A 25,395-nucleotide genomic window follows, 5' to 3' on the forward strand; every position below is an offset into this window, starting at 1 on the left:
GAATATGAAGATTGTATGAAGTTGAACCTCATATACTTCACATAATGTGGGCAGACCTGAGCATGAGGCTTATAGTATATATATGGCACGAATATTTGTAATTGAAGACAACGACGGCTTGCGGGATACTATCTGCTCTTATCTGGAACTGGATAATCACAGCGTAAGCGCATTCCCAAGGCTCAGAGGGCTTGAGGATGCGGTCCGCATGCAACAGCCAGACCTGCTTATACTGGATGTCATGCTTCCGGATGGAGACGGCTTTCTGTCTGCCAGGAGAATCAGAAGCTTTTCTTCGGTTCCGATTATTTTCCTGACGGCCAGAACCTCGGAGTCCGACCGAATCACCGGTTTTGAAGTCGGTGCAGATGATTATCTGATCAAGCCTTTCTCAAACAAGGAATTAATGCTCCGGGTACAGGCGATTCTCCGCAGAAGCTCAGCGGCACGTACATCTGGAGAATCCGTTAAAAACTGGACCCTCAGGGAATCTGAAAACGAAACCGAGCATATTCTTGAACTGGAACCGGCCGGGCACCTATGTCTGCACGATTCCCGGCAGATACAGCTCACTGCTGCTGAGTGGAAAATCCTCAGCTATCTTGCAGAAAACGGACACGTCGTTATTTCACGCGACCGCCTGCTCGGGGTATGCCTGGATTATCTGGCGGAGGGTTCCGAGAGAACCATAGATACCCATATCAAGAATATCCGCAGTAAGCTCGACAGAATCCCCTGGATACAAACAGTCCGCGGTTTCGGTTATCGCTTTAACGGTCAAGAGAAGCAGTAATATGCAGCAGCCCGGCAGCCTTTTCAGAAGAACCTTTCTCGCATTCCTGGCCAGCTTCCTGGTAATGATCTGCATTCTGGCAGCAGCATTAACCATTGGATACCGGCAGGCAACCAGTGTATGGAGCGAGCGCCGCAGCGGCATGATAGAGCAGAATGCGCGCCAGATCCTACAGACCCGACAGGGCGGTACGGAACTGCCTATAGATATTCCCTTTACCGTCTATGACAGCGAGGGAAATGTAATCGCCAGCAACCGTGGAGAAGGCCGCCGGCGGGAGGCCCCGATGGGCCCGCCGACGCCGCTGAGACAGAACGAGGGCATTGTCGGTTACTACAGTGCAGGCAATCCGGTGTTCAGAAATGATGCCGCTAATCAGGCACTGGCCGACTCCATGTTCATGACTGCCATTATCGGAAGCATTGCGGCTCTCATAGCCGCAGCAGGCGCAGCCTGGATCTTTACCCGCAGCCTGACCAGTCCAGCCGCCAGGATTGCGCAAGGTCTTGATTCAATTGCACATGGGCAGAGGGACAAACAGATCCCGGAAACCGGAACCGAAGAGATTGTTCTCATAGCAAGGTCTGCGAACATGCTTATGCAGCGCCTGGCAGACGAGGAACGCCTGAGAAGCCAATGGGCGCAGGATGTAACCCATGATCTCCGAACCCCCGTCGCCTCCATCCGGTCACAGCTTGAAGCTATTGTCGATGGTGTCTATACCGCTGATCCTGCACGGATTTCCGGCACACTGAAAGAACTGGAGCGCATGGAACGCCTTATCAACGATCTTGATGAACTCATGCAGCTTGAAGAGCCAAGGAAAGAGCTGGTAGCCGAAGAGTTCCCTGCCCGGGACTTTGCACAGGCACTGCAGCAGCGTTTCGAAATCGAAATGCAGAAAAAGAAGCTGCAATGGACCGAGGATGTTTCGTGCACGATGCTCTACGGCAATGAGCCGCTGCTGTACCGGGCAGTATCCAACATTCTGGCTAATGCGGTCAGGCATTGCCAGAATGGCGGTACAATCCATATACGTATGCAATCCGCGGAAACAGATCCAGTCATGACAGAAATCTGCATTCAGAACAGCAACAACGGCCAGGAGATCCCTCAGGAAGATATCCCACGGCTCTTCGAGCGCTTGTATCGAGGCGAATATGCGAGAAACAGTCCTGGATCAGGCCTGGGACTTACCATCGCAAAACGAATCTGTGCCTTGCACGGGGGAGCAATCAGGGTGGAGAGCAATAATGAAGCTACAAGCTTCTGCATACAGATACTCGGTTCTTCACAGAGTCTTCACGATAGTGCCATATAGCATTCACATCCACTGCGTATCCTTGCATCAGATTTTAGAAGGAGGTTCAATATGAACTCAAAAAAATTGATTTTTTCGGCTCTGTTGATTGGTATGGCTGCTATGCAGCTGACAGCAGCTGAAGCTCGTCCGGTTGGAAGGGAAACTGCAGCAGATGGCGCGCGGCAAAGCCTCGAAGGCAGCCTGAGCTACCAGGATGCTGAATGGTTTCTGGAAAGTGGAAGCGAGCTGTATCAGCTGCTTATGGGCCGATATCGACATGAGAAAGATCTGGCTCTGACCGACGGAGCCCAGGCAGTAGTCGATGGATTTGTTCACCGCAATACCATCGCCCCGATCAGTATTCAAAGCGGTGGTGAAACAATGGAGTTCTGGGGCGAAAACCGCATGCCACTGTGGGCAGGCGCCGGACAGCGGAAAAACGCTGTACAGTCGGATTCAGATGAGTTTCAGCGCGGCAGAGGGCCGATGCAGACACAAACCAACACGCAGACTCAGGCAATGCGACGCCCGATGGCCCCTCAAGCGGAACGCCAGATCGAGCGACGCAGCGCCCAACAGCCTGCCCCGGCAGCAGCTGGTCGCATGAGATCCCGCAGATAAATCAGCTCAATCTGCACACACCTTATTTCATACACCATGATCTGCCGGCATTTTTACATGCCGGCAGATCTTCCTGTATATACGGCTCTCAATATATGACATATTTACTTGACTACAGCCGATTGTTTACGGAACTTTACTGCTGGAGGCTACATAATGATAACCACAAAAGGCATTCATCATATAACCGCGATCGCCGGTAATCCGCAGGAGAATCTTGCGTTCTATCAGGGTGTACTTGGCATGAGGCTCGTCAAGAAGTCCATAAATCAGGATGCACCGGATACCTATCATCTCTTTTTTGCAGATGCAGACGGAAACCCCGGAACCGATCTCACCTTTTTTCCCTGGCCGCAGATGGACAGGGGGAAGCACGGTGCCGGTAATTGGGGGGAAGTCAGTCTAAGCGTTCCGCCAGGAAGCCTCGCATACTGGAAAGAACGTTTTGAGCGCTTCTCCGTCGATCACGACGAGGCAGAAACCCGTTTTTCGGAAAAAGTACTGCCCTTCCGCGATCCCCATGGCATGCAGCTGGCTCTTGTCGAGGCAGAGCTCCCCGAAACAGCGCTCTACTCTTCCTGGAAGAACAGCCCTGTTCCGCAGGAGCATCAGATCAACGGCCTGGCGGGAATCAGAATGACGGCCAGAAATGCTGAAAACAGCAGCATGTTTCTTTCCCTTTCCATGGGTTTCCGGCAGAAGCAGGAAGAACATGGCTGGCAGCGATGGACTGTAGGCGCTGGAAAATCAGGACAGAGAATTGATATACAGCACGACCCTCAGGCAGCCCGAGGTCAGTGGGGTGTGGGTTCGGTACATCATGTTGCATGGCGTGGGTCAGATACCGAAGAGCTGGAACTGATCCGGCAGCAGGTTATCTCGGCGCATGGGAATCCGACTGAACACATTGACCGCTTCTGGTTCACCTCTGTATATGTCCGCGAACCCGGCGGTGCACTCTGTGAATTTGCTACAGAAGGTCCTGGTTTCGCCGTAGACGAAAATCCTGCTGCATTAGGCGAAAAACTGATTCTACCACCCTGGTATGAACAGCAGCGAGAACAGATTGAGGCCGGGCTGATTCCCTTGAGCAGTATCTCCACTGAGGAATACCGTTGAAGGCAGCTTAGCTCAACTCAGCATAAATCAGTTTCCCCAGCTGTTCGATTCCCGTTTCGATCTGCTTTTCATTCACACAAGAGAAATTGAGACGCATGCTGCTTGCCGAACGTCCATCGGTGTAAAAAGGATCCCCGGGTACGAATGCTACGTTCTGTTCTATTGCTTTATCGAACAGGGCTCTGGCATTCATGCCCGGCGGCAGTTCCGCCCAAAGGAACATACCGCCATCCGGCCGGGAACACTGCACGGAATTCGGAAAATAATTCTGGATTGCCTGCATCATGGCATCTTTCTGCCTGGCATACACTGCGCATATTCGCTCGATGTGGTCATCGATCGAATTGTTCTCAAGATAATGCAGCAGAATTCGCTGGCTGAAATAGTTGGTATGCAGGTCTGCGGCCTGCTTGGCGACAATCAGCTTTTCAATGAGATAATCCGGGGCGGCTATCCAGCCCAGGCGGAAGCCGGGAACAAAAATCTTGGAGAAGGAACCAAGTAGTATGGTCTGCTCCGGAATTCGAGCTGCGTAGGAGCGCAAAACAGATCCAGAGAACTGGATCTCACCATAGGGATTATCCTCAACGAGAAGAGTCCCGTATTCACGGAATAGCTCGGCAGAGCGGTCCCTGCTTTCATTTGAGTGCGAGATTCCTGAGGGATTCTGGAAATTCGGTACGGCATAGAATAGTTTTGGTCTGTGAAGAGCCAGAGTATTCTGCAGAGCACTGTGATCAAGACCATCCCAGTTGAGCTGAACCGGACAGAAACGAGGACGGTACAGCGAAAAGGCCTGAATTGCCCCGAGATACCCGGGTTCTTCAATGCCAAGACAGTCACCGTCATTCACCAGAATTTTAGCAATCAGATCCAGTCCCTGCTGACTGCCGGTAGTAATAATTATGTTCTCTTCGGGAACAGCCAGACCCTGCCGTTCACGATAGCGGCGGCTTATCCAGCTGCGCAGCCCGGCCAGTCCTTCTGATGTTGCATACTGCAAGGCCTCAGCACCATATTCATCCAGCACAGCAGAAGCTGCGTTCTTGACTTCTTCAACCGGAAAGAGGGTTCTGTTTGGAAGCCCTCCGGCAAACGAGATAACCTCCGGCCGAACAGTGGTCTTGAGTATTTCGCGGATAAAGGATTTCGGCACATCGGCCATGCGGTCAGAAAACGGTATTTCCATGAATGGAATATAGCAGAAACCACAAACCGATACCAGTTCCAGTCTGATGCCAATGCCGGGAAGTAAAAACATCTCCCGGAAGACTTCTCAACAGACGTTGCATGCTGCTAAAGATTGCAGGTTCGATATTTTCACTGTACAGTACGGTATGCACAAGTTTACATTTATTCGCACAGGGGCAAGCGTCCTGATGATGATGCTGGCAAGCTCCTGCTATCACCTGTCTTTTACAGCGGACAGTCCGGATATAGACCCCTACAACGATTTCTACAGCTATCTTTCTACCGGGGAATTTGAGGGTGTACGAGTTCTCAGGGAGCAGATATTGTGGCGTCACTGGGATGTAGATGTACAGCCCGATAACACTGCCATGAGGGGTGGACCTAACATCGTCGATGCAGAATTCGATGTGATCGTACTGGAAAATTCCTATACTGCAATTACCCTGCTGCCGGAATATGGTGGCCGCATGCTGTCCTACTACTATAAACCTACCGGGACTGAACAACTGTACCAGAATCCGGTCGGAACACCCTTCGCATTTGGTGATGGTACATTCTTTTACGACTGGCTCAAGGTATACGGCGGTGTATTCCCAACCTTTCCTGAAGCAGAACACGGAAAATCCTGGATTGAGCCCTGGGAGTATGAGATTCTGCAGGATGGGACGGAAGATGCAGCGGTGCGAATGTGGTTCACCGATGACGCTCCGAATCCACCGCGGACACCTGCAAGCTTCACCTACGGCACCACCGGAATGACGGTAGTGGTGACCTATCGCTTGCGACAGGGATCTGCTGTTGCCGAGATGGAGGTTGAGTTGATCAATAATCGGGATGTTTCCATTGAGTATGAATACTGGACCTGTCTAACCCTGGCTCCGGGATCCGAGCCCCAGAACACCAGAACCACCGAGGCCGCAAAAATGATAATGCCGCTTGAGCTTGTGGAGATTGATTATGCACCGCGACGCTGGATGGGGACTGAACGCATTCAGCCATTCGAGAATTTCTCCGAGATGACTGACTGGCGTGATATGGGTATTCTATATGCCTATCCCTATATGCAGGAAAACTGGTATGCAGTTCTGAACCGGGACAATAACCAGGCGATCATCCGTATTGGGGACAACACTGCAACTCCAGGTCTCAAGTTCTGGACATGGGGGCATAATCAAGGGAGCAGTATAAATCCCTTCGCAAGTTCTTTTTCCGCTGCGCGTCCGTATATTGAGCTGTGGTCAGGTGTCTCGCGAAAATTCTTTGAAAGCGCCCGACTGGATGCACATGAGACCATGAGCTGGACCGAGTACTACTATCCCACGGTCGGACTGGCTGATATCAGTTACGCGAACGAGAATGCTGCTGTTCTGCTTGTACAGAACGAGGAAACGGAAAATACAGATCTGAAGATCTATACTTTTCTGTCTCGACCGCAAGAGAACTACTCAATCCATGTCCTGAAGGATGGTGAAACCCTGATGAGTGAACAGCATGTTTCCCAGCCTGACAGCCCTCAAAGCATACTGCTACCGGAACTTCCATCCAGTGAATACAGGCTTGAGCTCCGGAAGTCAGGCGAAGTACTGCTACAGTACGATTTCATACTGTAAAATAATAAAATCAGCAACAGCTGCAGAATTGCATAGTAAAATCTGCAGCTGCTGTTGCAAGCCAAATCAGTTCCCGGCTTCAAGTGCCTTTAAATCCTGCTGCAGCTGGAATCGTATCGCTGCCTCATTCAGGCTCCACTCCAGAACCTTGTCATAGCCATAAGCATTGCACTGCCTGATCATTGTCTGGATTATCCGGTCAAACTCCGCATCGCTTCTGGCAAACATAGCCCGCCATGAAAAGTTATTTATAGTTGTTGTCACCTGATTCCAGGTAACCTCAAGCTCATCTGAACGAACGCTTTCGGCATAGTTTGTTGCTGGAATTACGGTATAATTTCCGCTGGACATGTATTCCTGGGTATTATTCGCCCCGGTAAACTCCCGCCAACTGGCTTCCATATCGTTCCTTGGCGGGTTCTGCTGGCTCTTCCAGCTTTCTACATTAAATGTTTCTCCGTTTGAATCCGGATTAACACTGTCCAGTACCCATGTGGTGTTGTTAACCTGCAGCATACCATCATTAAACGAAGCGCCAAGCATGTAGGTTTCACCACTATAGGGGCTGGTCCACTCCACTCCAGCCTGATCATGATTCGGGTTATCCCGTACGGTCTGACCGAGTTCAGTCAGGTGGGTATAACCATCCTCATCATAGTACCAGTGCAGATCACGCAGACCGTACCAGATACTCATTGCTCCGTCTGGCGAGTACAGCCAGTTCAGTATCTCCATGCTCAATTCAGGGTAGCGGCTTTCAGCGCCTATAGACCAGACCCGGTTGCCTCCCAGAGTACTCATTCCATACACTGCCGGGCTTGCCTCGGATGGAACCAGAGAAAGCATCATCATGCCGTTGTTCATATTATCCTGGGTATTGAAACCAAGTGAACCGCTGAAATCAAAGATTGAAAAGAAGGTTCCGCCGTTTCGTAATTTTTCTGACATCTGCTGGAAGGTCTGTGAGGCAGAGTCAGGATCAAGCAGGTCATTCTGAAAAAGCTTGTTGAAAAACCTCAGGGCCTCTATATACGGGCCATCTATATCCAGGGCATCATAGAGCGTACCATCTTCAGGATCATATAGTCCGATAGCCATTTCATCATAACCGTAATAAGCGGTTGCCAGTGATTTAGGATACATAACCATGGTACCATCCCAATCCGGCCACAGTGAAACGGCATAAGTCGGATTACCCCGGAAATCAACGGGATTGATTTCCTTCATTTTCTTCATGAGTTCAACATAACTGTCAAGATCTGTGACCTCAGGGCGTCCAAGCTGATCGTAGAGATCCCAGCGTATATCCCATGTGTAGAAGAAGCTCTCATGATTCTGCATGCTGCGGGCCAGTCTGTGTCCAAGACCGTAAATCTTACCGGTTCCGGAAATTTCCCTGTTTGCTTCCAGGGCGGTCTGGGCATTGTTCCAGATATTCGGAGCATAGGTTTTGGCAATATCATCTTCTTCCCAATCAAAAAGCAGACCAAGCCGTACCGCATTCTGATAATCTGCGCCGTTATTGCCCCAGACAACTATGTCTCCGAGGTTACCGGATTCCACCCGTGTCTGATAGGTTCCAGCCGTATCAGGAATTATGTTCAAACGCACCCCGAATTTGTCCTCAAGCAGAGCGGCATACCATCCCGTCTGTATCCCGCTGTAATTTGCCAGCTGTGAATACACGTTCAGGGTTATAAGATCCGAATCACCCGATCTCTGGCAGCCGATTGCAATCAGCATAAAAACTGTTAGAAGACCTGCTCTAAGAAGCAGAAACAAATGCTTTGTACCTTTATTCATATTTCTCTCCTCTTTATTGAAATAATCAGCCCTTGACTGCTCCAAGCATTATTCCCTTCACAAAGAACTTCTGCATGATCGGATACACCAGTAGAATTGGAATAACGGTGGCCATTGACACAGTATAACGCACCACCTTGGTATTCAGCACATTACTCAATGCACGCGATGAGCCTCCGCCTCCCTGCATGATCGCATCCAGATTGGAAGCCTGCTGCAGGTAGATAAACAAGCGATGCTGAAGGGTATAGAGATTCGGTGCACTCTGCATAAGAATCAGAGAATCCTGGAATGAGTTCCAGTGTCCTACGGCACCGAATACTGCTATGGTTGCCAGAATCGGCGTTGCGAGAGGCCATATGATTTTTCGGAAAATCGTAAATCTTCCGGCACCATCCATGAATGCGCTCTCCTCCATCTCTATAGGAATCGATTCAATATAGGTCTTGACCAGAATCACATTGAACGGAGCAACCATCATAGGCAGAAGATATGCCAGGAAGTTATTGGTGAGTCCCAGCATCATCATATTCAGGTACCAGGGGATCAGTCCGGCATTAAAGTACATGGTAACCACGAGAAAGCGGTACCAGAAACTTCGAAGCCACATCTTTGGCTTGGTAACCAGGTAGCCCGCAAGAGCGCTGACCACAACCATCAATGCCGTACCGATCACAGTCCGTCCAATCGTTACAATAAAGGCAGTGCCGAGATCGGCAATATCCCGCAAGGCAAAATAATTGGACAGATTAAACCCGATTGGATAGAAGTTGACCATTCCCCTGGCTACCAGATTGTTGTCCGAAACTGTATTTATAAAGATGTAATAAAACGGAAATATACACAGTAAGGTAAACACAACAAAAAGAGTCACATTAAATGTGTCGAAAATTATTTCATCGACACCTCTTTTGTAGAGTATGGCGTTCTTCTTTTTCCTGAAATAGGCCAGAAGCCCGCCCTCCAGGAATTTCTTCTTGTTCTGCATATCTGTATTTTCTGCCTCGCTCGCTACCAGTTTTTTTATGTCATCCATAGTAGTTCTCCTTAAATAATGCTATGACCGCGGATAATTTTCGATGCACGGTTTGCAATGAAAAGAAGCGCAACACTGATTACCGACTTGGCCATACTGACAACGGTAGAAAGAGGAATCCGGCCGTCATTGATTCCTATGTTGTAGACATACAGATCGAGCACTTCAATCGTATCCTTATTCAGCGGATTGAGAAAAACCAGATACTGTTCGAGTCCATTAGACAATACCCCGGCAATCTGCAGCAGAAGCAGAACCAGATATGTCGGCAGTATTCCCGGAATCACGATATGAATGATCTTCTGATATCGTCCAGCGCCATCGATGGTGGCGGCCTCATAGAGCTGAGGATCGATCCCGGCGATAGCAGCAATGTAGACGATCGCACTCCAGCCGACAGATTTCCAGGTTCCCCAGAGAAGCATCTTGATCCAGGTATTGTCACCTGTCATGAGCCAGTTCGTCCGGTTTCCTGAGCCGGCCAGCATGTCCAGCATACTGTTCAGAAAGCCATCAGTAGAAAAAATCGCCAGGGCTATAGCATACACCAGTACCCAGCTTATAAAATTCGGAATTGTAGTGAAGGTCTGAACAACCCGCCGCAGCTTGCTGCTGCGCAGTTCATGCAGACAAATGGCAAAGGCTACCGGCAGCCAGCTGGTGACTATACCGAGACCGCTCATGACCAGGGTATTACGCATTACTCTCAGCAGATCATTGAGAGTTGCCCTGTTCTGGAATAGAAATGTAAACCACTTGAAGCCAACAAAATTCTCTCTGGAAAGTACACCACCGGCTGTGTAGTCATAGAAGGCATATCGCCAGCCCCATAAGGGCAGATAACTGAACAGAAAGACCAGAACAATGATGGGAAGCAGCATAAGAAAGAGGGAATATTTCTCCGGCATTGCACTTTCTTTTTCCAGTTCTTCACCGGAATATCTTTCGAACATTGTAATTGTAATAGATACCAGAAGGAGTATGACCGAAATTGTCAGATACGTTGAGAAATATGAAGGGAATGATGGTTCAAGCCGGAGAGCCTCACCGGCGGTAACCAGCTGCAGGTATGCAAAATACACCCCTGTCAAGCCTGCCATCATTACCAGAGAACCGATAAGTGGATACTTGTGACCACTCAAGCGCATACGATTGTTACCCAGGGACATACATGCACCAATCGCACAGAGAATTACTCCGATTATAATGATTACGGCTGCAATCATTAAAAGTACAAAGACTGAACGATCAACCCACCCCTGAATAAAGGCCCGTTCAAACCGGGATGTGAGTCCGGCATACGAGACACCGGTCGTAAACAGTGAAACCCCGCGCCCGATGCGATCAGAGATTCGAGCCGGGTTGAATGCAGGAAAAAACATAGCCAAACAGGAAAACAGAATCAGCCCTCGACTCAGCATGTAGAGAATCGGTACCGGGGTAAAAGCTTTTCCTGTCTGCCTTTCAATAGTATTCATAATCATTGCCTTTATTATCCGAATATTTGACTGAACTCACCTGTACAGCAGCGGGCATTCAGTCAGTCATGCCAGAGCCAAAGGCGGCCTGCTGATGCAGGCCGCTTAACTCAGAATATCAGGTTTTCTTCTTCATTTTTGTTCGAAGTAGAACTACGACAGCCAGAAGTACAATAATCAAACCAGCAATAATCCCGATTATAGCAGCTGCAGAGAGTCCTTCAGCAGCAGCTGGTGCTGGAGCAGCATCCCGGTCGAAACCGCTGATGGTGAAAGTTATGTCTATGCGCTCTTTTGGCATGGAATACGGTATGGTTTCTGTACCTACCTCGTTGTTATAGGTATTCATGACAGTAATACGGGCATAGCGCTCTTCGGTATCTACAAAGGTGAACTCCCGCTGTGTTCCGCCATCCATGGAGGTAAGAACATTACTGACTTCCAGATGCTCCTGTATAAAGAGCGCTGAAGGAATATCGGTAGATACGAACAGCATATTAAATTCCTGATCACTGCCGAAACCCATCTCGCCTAATTCCAGAGAAACTGTATATGTACCGTTGCCGGTGATCACAGCATCTGTCAGACTGCCTCCGTAGTTTACTTCAACGTTTCCTTCATCCCAGCCGGTCAAACGATCCCAGTTCGGAGTATCAATGCCGTATGAATCGTTCCAGGCATTGCGGAAAGTGTAGGATACGGTCTGAACACCGAAGTAGGCATTGTAATCAGCAGCCAGTGCCGCTTCGACATCAATCTCTTCTGCAGTTGCAGGGCCGTCACCAACAATGAAATCAAAATCAACCTCAACTGTCCTGACATTCTCGAAATCAGCCTTGTCAACGATTATCCAGCTTACATCCTCCAGATTGCCGTCCTGTGTTCTGGCTTCTTCAGGGAGCGTACCGACCCACTCATTAAAGATATTCATTCGGGTTACTACCCCGTCATCTGAACTGGTATAGCCCCTGTCAACATTGATTTCGCTGCCATTGATCCGAATTGCTGTAATCTCGATGAATGAACCCGGGAACGTTTTCTCTCCGGTTTCGATTCCGAGAGCAGTAAAGGCAATTCCGCTGGCACTTCCAGCCGCTGTTGCGGTAAAATCAAGCCCTACAGTGTAGGAGCCATCACCACTGACGGTAGCATTATTTGCAATTATGCCATCTTCAGTTTCTCCACCCCAGTACTGGTAGGTCCAGTCGCCGTCTGCATACATGAGGAATGCGGTGTCGGCTGAACCGACATGCAGGGTAAAGGTAACCTCAATCTTCTGAACTGCATCAAAATCTGATTTATCAATAATGATTGGTGATACATCGGAGAGATCACCATCGAAGCTCCTGGCTTCGTCCGGGATTTCACCTACCCACTCATTAAAAATATTCATGCGGGTGGTAATACCATCATCAGTACTGGTAAACCCTTTGGCAAAATTAATATCCGAGCCGTTTACCTTGATTGATGTAATCTCTATGAAGTAACCGGGGAAGGTTTCCTCACCAGCGGCAATTCCTACTGCAGAAAACGCTAACCCACTTGCCTGCCCGTCTTCTGTACCGGTGAAATCTATGCCCACGGTATAAACGCCGGCGCCGGTAACGACTGCATTTGTAACGGAAATTCCATTCTCCGCTTCATCACCCCAGTACTGATAGGTCCAGCTTCCATCAGCATACATGAGGAATGCAGTATCTGCGCTTCCTTCGTGCAGTGTAAAAGCAACCTCGACTGAACGAACCGCAGAAAAATCAGCTTTATCAATGATTATCGGAGAAACATCTGACAGATCTCCGTCAAAGCTTCTGGCCTCATCCGGAATCTCACCTACCCATTCATTATAGATATTCATGCGGGTAGTAATGCCGTCATCGGTACTGGTATAACCCCTGGAAAAATCGACTTCAGTACCGTTCACCTTGATTGATGTAATCTCTATGAAGTAGCCCGGAAAGGTTTCTTCACCTGTCATAATGCCTACCGCAGCAAATGCCAGACCTTCGGCCTGCCCTGTCTCGGTACCGCTGAAGTCAATTCCGACGCTGTAGTCCCCAGCACCGGTAACTGTTGCATTTGATACCTGAATACCGCCTTCAGCGTCTTCACCCCAATACTGATAGGTCCAGCCTGCATCTGCATACATCAAATATGCAGTGTCCTGGCTGTCAGCAAACACACTCGGTGCAACACTGATCAGTAACACCAGGATTACCAGTGCAGATAATAACTTCCTTCTCATTTTCAGCCCTCCTTGATCTTGGCTTTCACCAAGTAATTCCCTATTTTTCTACGGCTGCAGCGCACATACATGCCCTGCAGGGTCATCAGTACACACGGAATTGAACACTGCACAGAAGGGCTGTAACCGGGAATATCCCTATAATTCGATATTCCAATAAATCCAGAAACAAGCACCCGTTGATAATCTCTGTACTCTCAATTCGCAGTATAAGTCCCCATTTTTTGAATTGTCAAGTGAAACGTTACACCTAATCTGAATATTTATATTCGAGGGTCAAAACCGACCATTATTAGACAATTTAGACATAAATTCTTGGTTGTAACGTTACACTATCTTCAGCATAAAACCACCGGGAAAGCGATGTGCAGCGCTCCCGATAGATCTATTTCGCCTCGTCACATTGCCTCAAGCTACATCCGCGGACCGTAATCAAAGGTTACTTCCAGGGTCTCAATCCGCTGCAGTTCCGGATCCTGGTTATCCAGAATAGTTGCAGATAGATTCTCTCTACTGTCATCCATTGTGCGGGCTTCAGGCGGAATTTGACTCACCCAGCCATTGTACAGATTAACCCTGGTTGTAATGCTGTCATCACTGGTTGTGAACGGCTCACCATTGAGTTCATAGGATTCCCCGTTCACCAGAACATCCCTGATGCTTACTATGTAATCAGGAAACAGCAGCTCTCCGTTGTAGATACCCAGTGCAGAAAACGCAGTACTCACTGCATAACCGGCTCCTGTACCTGTAAAGTCAAGGGAAACCGTATAGGTTCCGGACTCTGTAATAAAAGCATCCAAAGCCTCAAGTCCATCTGTTTTGGAGTTCGACTGATATACATCTCCGACACTGTAGGTGATCGCCCAGTCATTACTGTTGAACATTATCCAGGCAATTGCAGTATCCGCATCTATTTTTGCCAGCTCACCGGCTGCTATCGCAGTCCTGTCACGCTCTTCAGCACGTCTCAATGCACTCGCCATGGATCGTCTTGCGGCAGCCTCGATTTCTTCTCTGGTCCAGTCAGCTCGTGCATCACGGCTTCTTCCGGCAAAAAGAGCTGCAAGATCTACATCGAAGAATCCTGGTTCACCTGATTTCACAAACGAGGTGTCATGATCCCAAAGCATTGGTACATAACCGTAGAGATCCATGTTATCCAGAAAATTATTGATAAAATCAGTGGCATTCTCTTTGATAGTTCCATCGGCGGCCAGATGAACCATATATTCTCCGAATACGACACCATATCCCTGCTCGGTGAATTTCGTCATTTTTTCCAGCAGATAATTCTGTTCTTCAAACTCATCCCGGGTTCCCCAGCGCGAAATACTTGGACCTCCGGTATACCCCCATGGATTATAATAATGCACTGCAAGAAGCAACTTGCTGACTGCTGAATCATTGGGCATTACAAATCTATCGTCTATGGTATGCTCAATGTCGGTATTATAGCCTGCAATTATCAGGAATCTCTCTTCATTATTGCCGCCAGTGCCACGAACTGTATCGACGAAAGTTTGATTGATAAGGTTTGTAATCTCATAACATTCATCCCTGGAGAGAGTATTCGAATCCGGAACTACATGGATTTCATTCAGCCTGTCTCCGAGCTCTTCATTCGCAGATACAAACATGAGATAATCCGAATATTCCTTGTAGCGCTCTGCAATCTGTGTCCACATTGAAATATACAGATCCATCCCTGCCTTCCTGGTTTCAGGATTAGCGGAGCCGAACATGCCCCACCAACCTCCATCCCAATGCGCGTTGACCATTACATACATATCTTCGTTCAAGGCGTAGTTTATAATCTCTTCAACACGATCAAGGTAATCTTCCCTTATTGTATAATCACCATTTTCATAGTCCATTGTATTGGTCCAGGCCACCGGAATTCTCAGTGAATCAAACCCAGCTTCTTTCATTGCACTGATCATTTCCTGAGTTGTAACAGGCTGTCCCCAGAAGGTTTCATAAGCAGAAACATCCGCGGTTAATCCCAGTGCCGGCCTCCCCCATGCTTCCATGGTATTTCCGAGATTGATACCATTGCCCATTAGATGCACCAGCTCCAGCGCAGTCAGATCCTTCCGCATGTACCCGTGATCATAGGTCTCGATTCCGTTTGCTGAAAGCCTTTGCCGTTTCTCCGGAACACCTTTCTCACCCTGACAGCCAGTCAGCATTACCAATCCCGTAATCAGAAATACTGCGGCCAGCACACCTGCCATTCCTCGTTTCATGTCACCTCTCCTTTTAACCACTTCACCATAGTGTATCGTTACACCTTGACAGAATCAATTGTAAATCCCTAACAGAATATCTGTCAAGTTTAACGTTACACAACACAGCATAAAGCCCCATACACTGAGGCATCATGCCTGTCTACACTATATTTTTGCGATTACCAACGAGCGAGGATCAATACTGACCCGCTCACCAAGCTGATCTCCACTCAGAAGATCAACCGAGTCCAGACCCGGCTTGTGAACCGTCACTTCATGATCATTATGATTCAGCAGAAACAGATATGCTGAGCCATCATCCGATCTTCGCTGGCTTACCTCTACCCCATCCGGGAGTGCTGGCACCAGGGGTTTCACACCGGAATCTTCAGCTATATACCTGCACAAGTCCTGCAGAAACCTGTCCTCCGCTATACTTCCTATATACCAGGCAGACCCCTGCCCGTAGCTGTTCCGGCATACGGCCGGCCGACCGGCATAGAAATCACTTCCATAGCGACCGAGAATCTCAGCGGTTTCTGTCCGGATAATATCGAAGACCTTGCTGCAGCTATAACTGCCTTCAAGAACCGCCGACATTTCAAGACTGTTCGTGGCCTCCGGCGGCAGAGCATCAGTCTCTTCTACCCACAGACCAAACACATTCTTCAGCGGGCCGGGAGCCCCACCGCGGAACACAAGATCACTCCTGTCCGCAACAGCCGAAAGAACCCCGCTCAGCAGCCTCCCGCCTCCGTTCACGAATATCTCAAGGGCTTCACAGTCACTTTCATCCAGCATATAAAGAAAGGGAGCGCACAGAATCTTATACGCGCCTGGATCACAACCGGGACCGATTACATCAGCCTGAATACCAGCAGCATGAAATACCTGATACCAGCGGCGCAATTCATCCAGATAATGAAGATCCCTTACCGGTCCCATGGAATTCTCCAGGCCCCACCAGCAATCCCAGTCGAACCAGATTGCTGCCTCCGAATGAATCCGCGCCCCGATAATCTCAGTGCCGAGTTTCTGCAGTTCTGCACCCAGTTCAGACACTTCAGAAAACACCCGGGTGTCTTCACGCCCGGAATGTTCGATTACTGCACCGTGGAATTTTTCACAGCCGCCTCGCGATCGCCTCATCTGGAAAAAAAGCACTGAATCGGAACCCTGCGCCACGGCCTGCATACTCTGCATCCGCATAACTCCAGGCCGCTTCAATGAACAGTAATCCTGCCAGTTGGTCTGACTCGGCGTCTGCTCCATTAGCAGAAAGGGCTCTGCCCCCTCCGGACCTGACTTCAAGCCCCGCATGAGGCTATGATAAAAGGCTGTCTCGGATGGAAGATGATGCGGTGCTGGATAGCTGTCCCAGCTGATAATGTCCAGATGAGGAGCCCAACGCCGGTAATCAAGCTGCCGATAGGGTCCCATAAAATTGGTTGTAATAACTGCATCGGGAATATGTCGTTTGATCGCCTCGTGTTCTATACAGTAGCATTCCAGAATCGAATCAGAATTGAATCGATTGTAATCCAGACTGATTCCCTGCATAGCTGTGTCGGTATCCGTCCACTGCACCGTAAGGGCATTTGGAAGCTGGATCTGCTCCCAGTCTGTAATGGTCTGATTCCAGAACAAGGCATTCCAGGCTTCATTCAGGGCTTTCAGGCTAGCGTATTTGTTCTTCAGCCAATCGCGGAACGCAGTAGCACAGTTCTCACAGTAGCAGGTTCCCATGAACTCATTGGAAACATGCCAGAGCAGAACAGTTTCTTCACCGGCATATCGCTCCGCCAGTTTACCGGCTGCCAGAGCAGCATATTTTCTGTAGCTGGGACTGTTCGGACAGGAATTATGACGGTCGCCGAATTTGCGCTTTCGTCCCTGAAAATCTGTTCTGAGCACATCAGGATATTTATGCGCCATCCAGGCAGGATGCGCAGCAGTAGCGGTTGCAAGGCAGACCTTCATACCATTCTCTTTCAGCAAGGCAATGGATCGGTCAATGTGATCAAAACTATAGGTTTCTTCATCACTCTGCATGAGAGTCCAGGCGAAAATATTAATACTCAGCAGGTCGATACCTGCCTTTCTGAACAAACGCACATCTTCCAGCATGGTCTGTTCATCCCATTGTTCGGGATTCCAGTCACCACCATACGCAATCTTTCCCATTCCGATTTTTTCGCTGATTGTCATTGACACACCTCCTGATTTTTCTGTCCTGTACTGACCTGGAGCAGATCAGCACCCAGAATACAGCCTGCTGATTCCGCCTGCCCCAGCTCGATACTGTAATTTCGGTACACCAGGGTAATTTTCCATGGCGCACATACAGCTCCTGCTGTCCGGATATATACCCACTGCAGCCTCCCGACTTTCCATGCAATATCAAGAATATAGCCGCCCTGTGCCCTTATTCCCCGCACCAGACCATCAGGCCACATCGAAGGGAGAGCAGGAAGCAGATGGATTGCCTGCCCCCGATTCTGTAGAAGCATCTCCGCCACAGCAGCAGTCCCCCCGAAGTTCCCATCTATCTGAAAAGGAGGATGATTATCAAAAAGATTCGGCAGCGTGCAGTTCCCAAGCAATGCCCGGAACTGTCGGTAGGCAAGATCCCCTTCGCCTAATCTGGCGTACAGCACGGCTGCCCAGGCTGCGCTCCATCCAGTATGGCCACCTCCGGCTTCCAGACGCTGATCAAGATTTTTCCTGCATGCTTCAAGCAGATCCGGCCGCTCATACATACTCTCTCCCGGATACAATCCAAACAAAGGAGAAAAATGCCGATGGCCAGGCTCGGGAAGCGTAAAATCCGTTTTCCATTCAAGGATACCGGCTTGTTCGCTGCTTGATGGCCAGGGAAGAATCCCAAGCGCTTGGCTGATTTCTTCTGCTATGCCCTGATCTGCCGCAGGATCCGGAAGCAGCTCGATGATCCGTTGACTTATCTGCCAGATATCCCGGGCGATGCTGAGATCAACAGCCGAACTCTCGGCAACAGAACAATCCTCGCGACCATCCAGTGAGAAAAGATTTTCTGGACTGCTGGAGGGTGATGAAACCAAAAGCCCGTCCGGCCCTGGAATCATCCAGTCCAGAAGGAATTCGGCAGCTCCCCGAACCAGGGGCCATACACGGTTTACCAGCAATTCCTCATCGGGATTATAACGGAAGTGCTCCCAGGCATGACGAACCAGCCATGCCCCGGAAAACGGCCAGAAGGCCCAGGACGGGCTCCCGTCAACAGGACCGGATTTACGCCAGATGTCACTGTTATGATGGGCACACCAGCCCCGGCAGGCATAATGCTGCCAAGCTGTTTCACGACCTTCCTGCGCAAGTCCCTCAAGAAAATCAAGCAGCGGAAGATGACAGCCCGAAAGCCCACAGCTTTCTGCCGGCCAGTAATTCATCTGGGCATTTATATTCAGGGTGTAGCCGCCGCCCCAGGGAGGAAACAAATGTTCGTTCCATATCCCCTGCAGATTAAGCGGCTGTGTGCCCGCACGGGATCCTGCAATCATGAGATAGCGGCCGAACTGGAAATACAGCATTTCAAGACCGGTATCAGGTGCTCCCTGCCTGTAGCTTTCCAGGCGTATGGAAGTATCAGCAGACACAGCATATCCCGAAGCAGTCACCTCAGGACATAGCTCGAGATCCATGCCAGAAAACAATTCAGCATGATCCTGTACATGTCTTCGCCTGAGCTCACTGTATCCTGTAGATACTGCCCAATCAATTCTCTGCCGTGCCTGAGAGCACAGCAGGTCTTCATCATCGAGAATTGCTTGATTGTACTGCAGCAAACCGCTTTCCGCGGCCAGGTATACCGTGAATCCACTGACCTGTTCCAGCTCCAGAAACTCATCATTACTGCGGATAATTCCATTATCAACGGAAACCCCGATAAAGGCAGCAACACCGACTCCTGTTCGTGCATCCAGATCCTGACGCACAGAACCAGGCATATGCTGGTACATTGCCAGCAGACAGTGATCTTCACTCCCGGATTTAGTCCACAGCCTTTCGTCCGAAGCTGGTCTTTCACCAAAGGCTGATTGTCCAACAAGAGAAATCCTGAAATCACCCATTGCAGGAGAGCCTTCATTGTCAGTAATCTTCTCCCAGCGATATACAAGCACCTGATCGACGGCAGAAACAAAGCAGCTGCGGCTTTCGCCACAGTTTCCGCCGCAGTTATCACTCCGGTAATTGACCTCGACCGCAGCAGGGCCTAAATCAAGCTGGCGCTCATAATTCAGTTCAGAGTGATCCTTAACCTGAATCCGCTCACTGCTTCGGGTAATCCTCAGTTGACCAAGCGGTTGGTATAACTCGGCCGGACTTCCTTCCATGTTCTCCTGAATAAAATCACCGGCCAATGCATATTTACCCAGCTGAAGCATATTCCGAACTTCAGGCAGGTGGCTCCGAACCTCGGGACGGACTTCAGGATTATAGCGTCCTGTCCACAGGGTATCCTCATTCAGACTGATACACTCTTCATTGAGACCACCATACAGCATTGCCCCCAGGCGTCCATTGCCAAGAGGCAGGGCTTCATTCCAGTCAGCAGCTGGCCTGAAATACCGGGAACAATAGCGGCTGCTCCTCATATCCTGCCGTCCTCCAGTTCTCCTGCCATCCTGCAACTCTCTGTTCATGGTGCACGAAAGCTGCAGGTTGAAATCCGGATGCTTCCGGACAAACGGATCTTCAATAACCCATTATCTCCTACCACAGCAGGATCAATTTCAATAGTAAAGGGGGAAGCCGCGGAGAGCGGCCGGGCAATCGTAATCCCACCCACAGTCTCTTTGGAGTCATCAACGGAGAGCAGGAGCTGGCCAGCCGATTCTTCCATAATCTGCAGCCTCAGAATGATTTTTTCACTGTGCATATCAGGCAGCGGAAAAGCAATCCAGGATTCCCCCTGCTCTTCTGCAGGATACAATCCAGGCTGGATATACAGCTGCCCCTCACTGTCAGTGCGTATTTCTATACTCGCACAGTCAACAAAACCTGCGGCAGAGAATTCCTCACCCGGTCCGGGACGCTGAAAATCCTCACCCAGGACCCTTATTTCCTGTTGCAGCGGGAGATCAAGGCTGCTGCCCCCTGCACTGATGATCCAGGATCCGTTCTCGAGAAACCATGAATCACGCAGTGGATCTCTGAGCATGAACTGCCGTGCGGATACGGTAAACTCCTGCTCATGCACCTCACCTGCAGCCAGATGTATGCGGGCGAAACCAAGAAGCTGCTTTTGCGGCCGTTTCAGGGCCGAGCCCTGACTGCTACCGTATACCTGCACAACCTCTTCGGCAGTACGATTTCCGGCATTTCTGACCCGAACCCTCATATTGAGACAGGAATTGTCTCTCAGTTCTTCACTATCGATTTCCATGGAATCATAGCAAAAACTGCTGTAACTCAATCCGTGTCCAAAGGGATACGATGGATTGTGATTAATGTATTGATATGTCCTGGGAGAACGGATGATATCATAGTCCATCTTGGGTGGAAGCTGATCCAGAGATTCATACCAGGTCATCGGCAAACGGCCAGCAGGACTGTTGTCCCCGAACAATGTCTCTACCACTGCCGGACCCAGTTCGGGACCGGAATGAGACATATAGAGAATTGCCGGCAATTCCGCTTCAAGCCCGTGCAGAGCATAGGGATAGCTCGAAACAATCAAGGCAGCTGTCCTCGGATTCACCTGCAGCATTCGTTCCAGCAGTTTCTGCTGATCCGGCGGCAGGCAGATATCCGGCCTGTCAAATTCTTCCTTGGCAACCAGGACGGGATTATTTCCTACGCAGGCAATCACCACATCCGCCTGCTCTGCCAGAGCCGCTGCCTGCTTGATTCCTTCACTGTGTAGATGCACTTCGAGCTGCATCGCTTTTCGGTCTGGATCGTCCGAGGCAGCCAGCACCCCGTCGTCATCCAGCAGAACCGGTCGGCCGCGGTAATCATAAATTTCAAACCTGTTTTCACTGACTGCACGAAGATCAAACCTACTGCGGACTTCCCAGGCATAAACCTCTTTCTCGGTAGCCGAGAGAACAGCAGAATCCTGTACACTTACGTACATTCCGCTGGACAGGGAGCGCAGGGTCTGGTTGCCCCAGCCGAAGTCTGTCCGCTCGAACTGTTCACCCTGTTGCCAGTCAGGACGATTAACCGACAGACGCCCGTCATACCAGCCAACAGACCCGAAATAAGCCCCATCAGGCTCAGAAAAACTGATTATGTCGGAAGCACGGCTGTACAGAACCGATTCCGGACCTACCCGCTCAACCAGAGCCTGAAGAATAGTTGTGGCATATCGCGATGAACCAGTGTACCAGTCGCGGTATACGATATCTGCCAGCGGCCCCACCAGTGCAATCCGGTGAACCTTTGTCTGATCAAGCGGCAGCAGAGGCTTGTCATCACCCTCGGCTGCATCATTTTTCAGCAGAACAATAGATTTCCGGGCAGCTTCTGCCGACAGACGCCTGTGCTCAGGACAGGCTATGACCGAGGACGAGATATCGGCATAAGGATCCGAACCCGGAGGATCAAAATGGGCCAGCCTGAAACGAACATGAAATACATTTGCCAGAGCCCTATCCAGGTCAACCTCGCTTATCAAGCCTTGATCCCAGGCTTCCTGAATGATCGGGCAGATTTTCAGGGCATCGTCCGAGAAGCTGTCCGTACCTGCCTTCAGGCTGACAGCTGCCGCCTCAGCATGTGAATCAACAAAACCATGAAGATCCTTCAGCTGCGTCAGACCTCCGCCATCGCAGACCACAAAGCCTTTCATGCCCCACTCATCCTTGACAATTGCATTCAGATCATTGTGAGCCATAGCCGGAACCCCGTTTATGGCATTGTATGCAGCCATTATAGATTGCACACCGTATTCAACCACAGCAATTTCGAAGGGACGTAGATAATATTCCCTTCGATTTCGAACATCGAGACTTGCACTGCAGCTGCCCCGGTTTTCCTCATTGTTGTTTGCGTAAAAATGCTTGGGAGTCGGAACCGTTTTCAAGTAGTATGGATGATCACCCTGCATCCCCTTGATATACGCACCAGCCATTCTTCCGGCCAACAGGGGATCCTCACCATAGCCCTCTTCGGTACGGCCCCATCGCGGATCACGTTCCATATCTATTGTAGGGGCCCAGAGACAGAGCCCTCCCAGCTCCCGGCGCATATGATAGTATGCTCGGGCTTCGTCGGAAACTGCGGTACCGATGCGTTGCATGAGATCGGTGTCCCAGGTACAGGCAAGCCCGAAGGTCTGCGGAAAAACAGTGGTGTGTCCATCTGCGGACATCAATCCATGAGCTGCTTCACCTCCGATATGAAACTCCGGAATATCCAGACGCTTGATTGCCGGCTGCCTGGATGCCATCATCGAGATTTTTTCTTCAACAGACAGCGCATCCAGCAAAGCCTGCACCCGCTCTTCAAGAGCCAGGTCCATTCTTCTGAATGCCTGCTGCCCGGATTCAACTTCAGATTTTAACTCAGACTTGATTGCCACCTGAACTCCCTTCTGCATCAACAGCTTCAATAGAGAAGTTCCTGCTGCTTCCATCATGAACAGTACCGGTACTCATGTATCTCAGCTTCCAGGGTTTCCTTGCCTGCTTCACCTCGATACGAATTTCGCCGCCCTGCCGATCAGCAGAAAGCTCAAGCTCACATTCACCCTGGGGACTATAGACTCTGCATTCTGCAGACGACCCATCCGGCAGATGATACAGCTGAATCTCCACATTTTCTGCATAATCATAATCAACATGATTATCTTCAGAACCGAACGCAATCATGCTCTTTTCCCGTACATAGAGAGGAAGACTCATGAAATCATGCTGTTCGCTTACCCATTTCCCGCCGGACAGCTGTTTACCACTCAGCAGATGTCGCCACTGGCCATCAGGCAGATAAAAACTGCATTCTGTCTGATCACTGAATACCGGCGCGACCAGCAGAGAATCACCAAGCATATACTGGCGATCAAGATAGCGGCAGGCTGGATCATCAGGAAATTCCAGGAACATTGAACGCATCAATGGAATTCCTCTGACAGCATCCTCCAGAGAGGCTGCATACAGATATGGCATGAGGCGTGCTTTCAGTCGGGTAAAATGACGTACCACATCTACTGACTCTTCATCAAACAGCCAGGGAACACGATAGGATGCATTGCCATGCAGGCGGCTATGACTTGAAAGCAGACCAAAGGCTGCCCAGCGCTTGTACAAAGCAGGGCTGGCTGTCATTTCGAAACCAGAGATATCATGACTCCAGAATCCGAATCCACACATACCGAGACTCAAGCCGCCCCTGAGGCTTTCAGCCATGGACTCAAAGCTTGCTGTGCAATCACCTCCCCAGTGAACCGGGAACTGCTGTCCTCCGGCGGTTGCACTACGGGCAAACAGTACCGCATCTCCACGACCGCGCTTCTTCTCCAGAAGATCAAAGACGGTTTTGTTATATATGTACGAATAATAGTTATGCATTTTCAGGGCGTCAGAGCCGTCATGCCATGCGACATCGTCAACAGGAATCAACTCACCAAAATCGGTCTTGAAACAGTCAACACCGATTTCAAGCAGGGATTCCAGGTACGATTCATACCAACGGCAGGCAGCAGGATTGGTAAAATCAACGAAGGCCATTCCAGGCTGCCAGGTGTCAACCTGATATACCGATCCATCTGCCCGTTTCAGCAGATAGCCCTTATCCATTCCTTCCTTGAAGATACGGGACCGCTGCCCGATATAGGGATTGATCCATACGCATATCTTCAAGCCCCTGTCCTTCAGCCGCTGAATAAATCCCCGGATATCGGGAAACCAGCGCTCATCCCACTCAAAATCCATCCAGTGATACTCACGCATCCAGAAGCAGTCAAAATGAAAAACATGCAGTGGAATATCCCGCTCGGCCATGCCGTCGACAAAACTGGAAACAGTCTTCTCATCATATTCAGTAACGAAAGATGTAGTGAGCCAGAGTCCGAAAGACCAAGCCGGCGGCAGAGCCGGCCTGCCGGTCAGTGCTGTATAACGGTCGAGAACAGCCTTTGGATCAGGACCGTTGATTATATAATAATCCAGATATTCACCCGGAACACTGAACTGCACACGGCTGACCTTCTCCGAGGCAACCTCGAAGGAGACCTCTCCGGGGTCGTTTACCAAAACCCCATAGCCACCGCTTGTCAGATAAAACGGCACTGCCTTGTAGGCCTGATCACTGCTCGTACCTCCGTCTCCGTTCCAGGATTCAACCACCTGTCCGTTCTTTACCAGAGGTGTAAAACGCTCACCCAGTCCATATACCAGCTCATCAAAGCCAAGGGAGAGCTGTTCCTTCATATACGCTCTTCCATCAGGAGCGATAACATAACCCAGATTCTTCTCACGGCTGTTTACAATACAGGTATCACCACGCAGAAAATCCAGAGCCCACTTGCCATCCAGAGACAACCGGGCAGTCAGACCACCGGACACAAGCTGCAGGTGCTCAGGAGACTCTACAATCTTTACGTCTTTATGATCCTCATGATCAATGAAACGCGGTAGTTGTTCGCCCCTGCCGATATAGTGACTGACCTGTACCCGAATAATATCGGGCATGGGAGAACTCAATCGAATTCCCAGAAGTGGCCCCTGTAGAGTCTGCCCCCTATTCTGCACATCAAACACCGGAGCGTATGCAGTAATATCGCTTGCACCTGTTTCATAGTCATGGACCTTGAAAGCATTGTTAACCTGGAAGCCTTCCCGGCTCCGCCAGAAACCATCTGTAAATTTCATGAACTTCTCCAGTCGGTTAGTAGTATGGTATGACACATATATCTGGTGTATCGTTACACCTGTCATTCAGACCAATAGTAAGCCCACAATTCCTGACTGTCAAGTGTAACGTTA

The 25,395-nt window shown here is 49.8% G+C and carries 15 protein-coding genes; 5 read left to right on the top strand and 10 right to left on the bottom strand.

What is annotated here, in order from left to right:
- The first annotated feature begins 82 nt into the window (after positions 1 to 82).
- The 4 genes from ACYQ2L_RS07860 (at position 83) to ACYQ2L_RS07875 (ending at position 3,836) form a co-directional block, all read left to right on the top strand.
- Positions 83 to 793: a response regulator transcription factor gene (locus tag ACYQ2L_RS07860; protein ID WP_460053649.1), complete on the top strand. Its 711-nt coding sequence runs from the start codon at positions 83 to 85 to the stop codon at positions 791 to 793.
- 1 nt (position 794) lies between these two features.
- Entirely contained in the window at positions 795 to 2,114 is a 1,320-nt protein-coding gene (locus tag ACYQ2L_RS07865; protein WP_460053650.1) for a sensor histidine kinase, read from the top strand.
- Between the two features lie 51 nt (positions 2,115 to 2,165).
- Positions 2,166 to 2,717 carry a hypothetical protein gene (locus tag ACYQ2L_RS07870; RefSeq protein WP_460053651.1) on the top strand — a complete coding sequence of 184 codons (552 nt, stop codon included), beginning with the start codon at positions 2,166 to 2,168 and terminating at the stop codon, positions 2,715 to 2,717.
- A gap of 156 nt (positions 2,718 to 2,873) precedes the next feature.
- Positions 2,874 to 3,836: a ring-cleaving dioxygenase gene (locus ACYQ2L_RS07875; protein ID WP_460053652.1), complete on the top strand. Its 963-nt coding sequence runs from the start codon at positions 2,874 to 2,876 to the stop codon at positions 3,834 to 3,836.
- Between the two features lie 7 nt (positions 3,837 to 3,843).
- On the opposite strand, the gene ACYQ2L_RS07880 is transcribed toward ACYQ2L_RS07875, so the two are convergent.
- Positions 3,844 to 5,025, bottom strand: coding sequence for an aminotransferase-like domain-containing protein (locus ACYQ2L_RS07880; protein ID WP_460053655.1), 1,182 nt, complete (start codon positions 5,023 to 5,025; stop codon positions 3,844 to 3,846).
- A gap of 148 nt (positions 5,026 to 5,173) precedes the next feature.
- Between ACYQ2L_RS07880 and ACYQ2L_RS07885 the strand changes: the two genes are divergently transcribed.
- A complete protein-coding gene (locus tag ACYQ2L_RS07885) occupies positions 5,174 to 6,637 on the top strand; it encodes a DUF5107 domain-containing protein (protein ID WP_460053656.1) in 1,464 nt (487 codons plus the stop codon).
- Between the two features lie 66 nt (positions 6,638 to 6,703).
- Here the strand turns inward: ACYQ2L_RS07885 and ACYQ2L_RS07890 are convergent, their stop codons facing one another.
- The 9 genes from ACYQ2L_RS07890 to yicI form a co-directional block, all read right to left on the bottom strand.
- Positions 6,704 to 8,440 (bottom strand): type 2 periplasmic-binding domain-containing protein, encoded by a 1,737-nt coding sequence (locus ACYQ2L_RS07890; protein WP_460053658.1) that lies wholly within the window; start codon positions 8,438 to 8,440, stop codon positions 6,704 to 6,706.
- A gap of 25 nt (positions 8,441 to 8,465) precedes the next feature.
- Positions 8,466 to 9,476: a carbohydrate ABC transporter permease gene (locus ACYQ2L_RS07895; protein WP_460053659.1), complete on the bottom strand. Its 1,011-nt coding sequence runs from the start codon at positions 9,474 to 9,476 to the stop codon at positions 8,466 to 8,468.
- An 11-nt stretch (positions 9,477 to 9,487) separates the two neighbouring features.
- Positions 9,488 to 10,954 (bottom strand): ABC transporter permease subunit, encoded by a 1,467-nt coding sequence (locus tag ACYQ2L_RS07900; protein ID WP_460053661.1) that lies wholly within the window; start codon positions 10,952 to 10,954, stop codon positions 9,488 to 9,490.
- Between the two features lie 118 nt (positions 10,955 to 11,072).
- The gene (locus ACYQ2L_RS07905; protein ID WP_460053663.1) at positions 11,073 to 13,196 is read right to left on the bottom strand and encodes a hypothetical protein; all 2,124 of its coding nucleotides are present in this window, start codon (positions 13,194 to 13,196) and stop codon (positions 11,073 to 11,075) included.
- A 413-nt stretch (positions 13,197 to 13,609) separates the two neighbouring features.
- Entirely contained in the window at positions 13,610 to 15,445 is a 1,836-nt protein-coding gene (locus ACYQ2L_RS07910; RefSeq protein ID WP_460053666.1) for a glycoside hydrolase family 5 protein, read from the bottom strand.
- Between the two features lie 147 nt (positions 15,446 to 15,592).
- Entirely contained in the window at positions 15,593 to 17,635 is a 2,043-nt protein-coding gene (locus tag ACYQ2L_RS07915; RefSeq protein WP_460053667.1) for a beta-galactosidase, read from the bottom strand.
- Positions 17,632 to 20,109 carry a glycosyl hydrolase family 95 catalytic domain-containing protein gene (locus ACYQ2L_RS07920; RefSeq protein ID WP_460053669.1) on the bottom strand — a complete coding sequence of 826 codons (2,478 nt, stop codon included), beginning with the start codon at positions 20,107 to 20,109 and terminating at the stop codon, positions 17,632 to 17,634. Before ACYQ2L_RS07920 ends, ACYQ2L_RS07915 begins: the two co-directional genes overlap by 4 nt.
- Positions 20,106 to 23,051: a beta-glucosidase family protein gene (locus tag ACYQ2L_RS07925; protein ID WP_460053671.1), complete on the bottom strand. Its 2,946-nt coding sequence runs from the start codon at positions 23,049 to 23,051 to the stop codon at positions 20,106 to 20,108. Before ACYQ2L_RS07925 ends, ACYQ2L_RS07920 begins: the two co-directional genes overlap by 4 nt.
- Positions 22,978 to 25,281, bottom strand: a complete 2,304-nt coding sequence (yicI, locus tag ACYQ2L_RS07930; protein WP_460053672.1) for an alpha-xylosidase — start codon at positions 25,279 to 25,281, stop codon at positions 22,978 to 22,980. The genes ACYQ2L_RS07925 and yicI overlap by 74 nt, the downstream gene beginning before the upstream one ends.
- Positions 25,282 to 25,395 lie beyond the last annotated feature (114 nt).

This window comes from Spirochaeta dissipatitropha (assembly GCF_054657935.1).

Coding starts and splice junctions, on each gene's coding strand:
- ACYQ2L_RS07890 (WP_460053658.1), bottom strand. CDS start 8,440: ATGAATAAAGGTACAAAGCATTTGTTTCTGCTTCTTAGAGCAGGTCTT.
- ACYQ2L_RS07865 (WP_460053650.1), top strand. CDS start 795: ATGCAGCAGCCCGGCAGCCTTTTCAGAAGAACCTTTCTCGCATTCCTG.
- ACYQ2L_RS07895 (WP_460053659.1), bottom strand. CDS start 9,476: ATGGATGACATAAAAAAACTGGTAGCGAGCGAGGCAGAAAATACAGAT.
- ACYQ2L_RS07915 (WP_460053667.1), bottom strand. CDS start 17,635: ATGACAATCAGCGAAAAAATCGGAATGGGAAAGATTGCGTATGGTGGT.
- ACYQ2L_RS07900 (WP_460053661.1), bottom strand. CDS start 10,954: ATGAATACTATTGAAAGGCAGACAGGAAAAGCTTTTACCCCGGTACCG.
- ACYQ2L_RS07875 (WP_460053652.1), top strand. CDS start 2,874: ATGATAACCACAAAAGGCATTCATCATATAACCGCGATCGCCGGTAAT.
- ACYQ2L_RS07925 (WP_460053671.1), bottom strand. CDS start 23,051: ATGATGGAAGCAGCAGGAACTTCTCTATTGAAGCTGTTGATGCAGAAG.
- ACYQ2L_RS07920 (WP_460053669.1), bottom strand. CDS start 20,109: ATGAACAGAGAGTTGCAGGATGGCAGGAGAACTGGAGGACGGCAGGAT.
- ACYQ2L_RS07910 (WP_460053666.1), bottom strand. CDS start 15,445: ATGAAACGAGGAATGGCAGGTGTGCTGGCCGCAGTATTTCTGATTACG.
- ACYQ2L_RS07880 (WP_460053655.1), bottom strand. CDS start 5,025: ATGGAAATACCGTTTTCTGACCGCATGGCCGATGTGCCGAAATCCTTT.
- ACYQ2L_RS07905 (WP_460053663.1), bottom strand. CDS start 13,196: ATGAGAAGGAAGTTATTATCTGCACTGGTAATCCTGGTGTTACTGATC.
- ACYQ2L_RS07885 (WP_460053656.1), top strand. CDS start 5,174: ATGCACAAGTTTACATTTATTCGCACAGGGGCAAGCGTCCTGATGATG.
- yicI (WP_460053672.1), bottom strand. CDS start 25,281: ATGAAATTTACAGATGGTTTCTGGCGGAGCCGGGAAGGCTTCCAGGTT.
- ACYQ2L_RS07860 (WP_460053649.1), top strand. CDS start 83: ATGGCACGAATATTTGTAATTGAAGACAACGACGGCTTGCGGGATACT.
- ACYQ2L_RS07870 (WP_460053651.1), top strand. CDS start 2,166: ATGAACTCAAAAAAATTGATTTTTTCGGCTCTGTTGATTGGTATGGCT.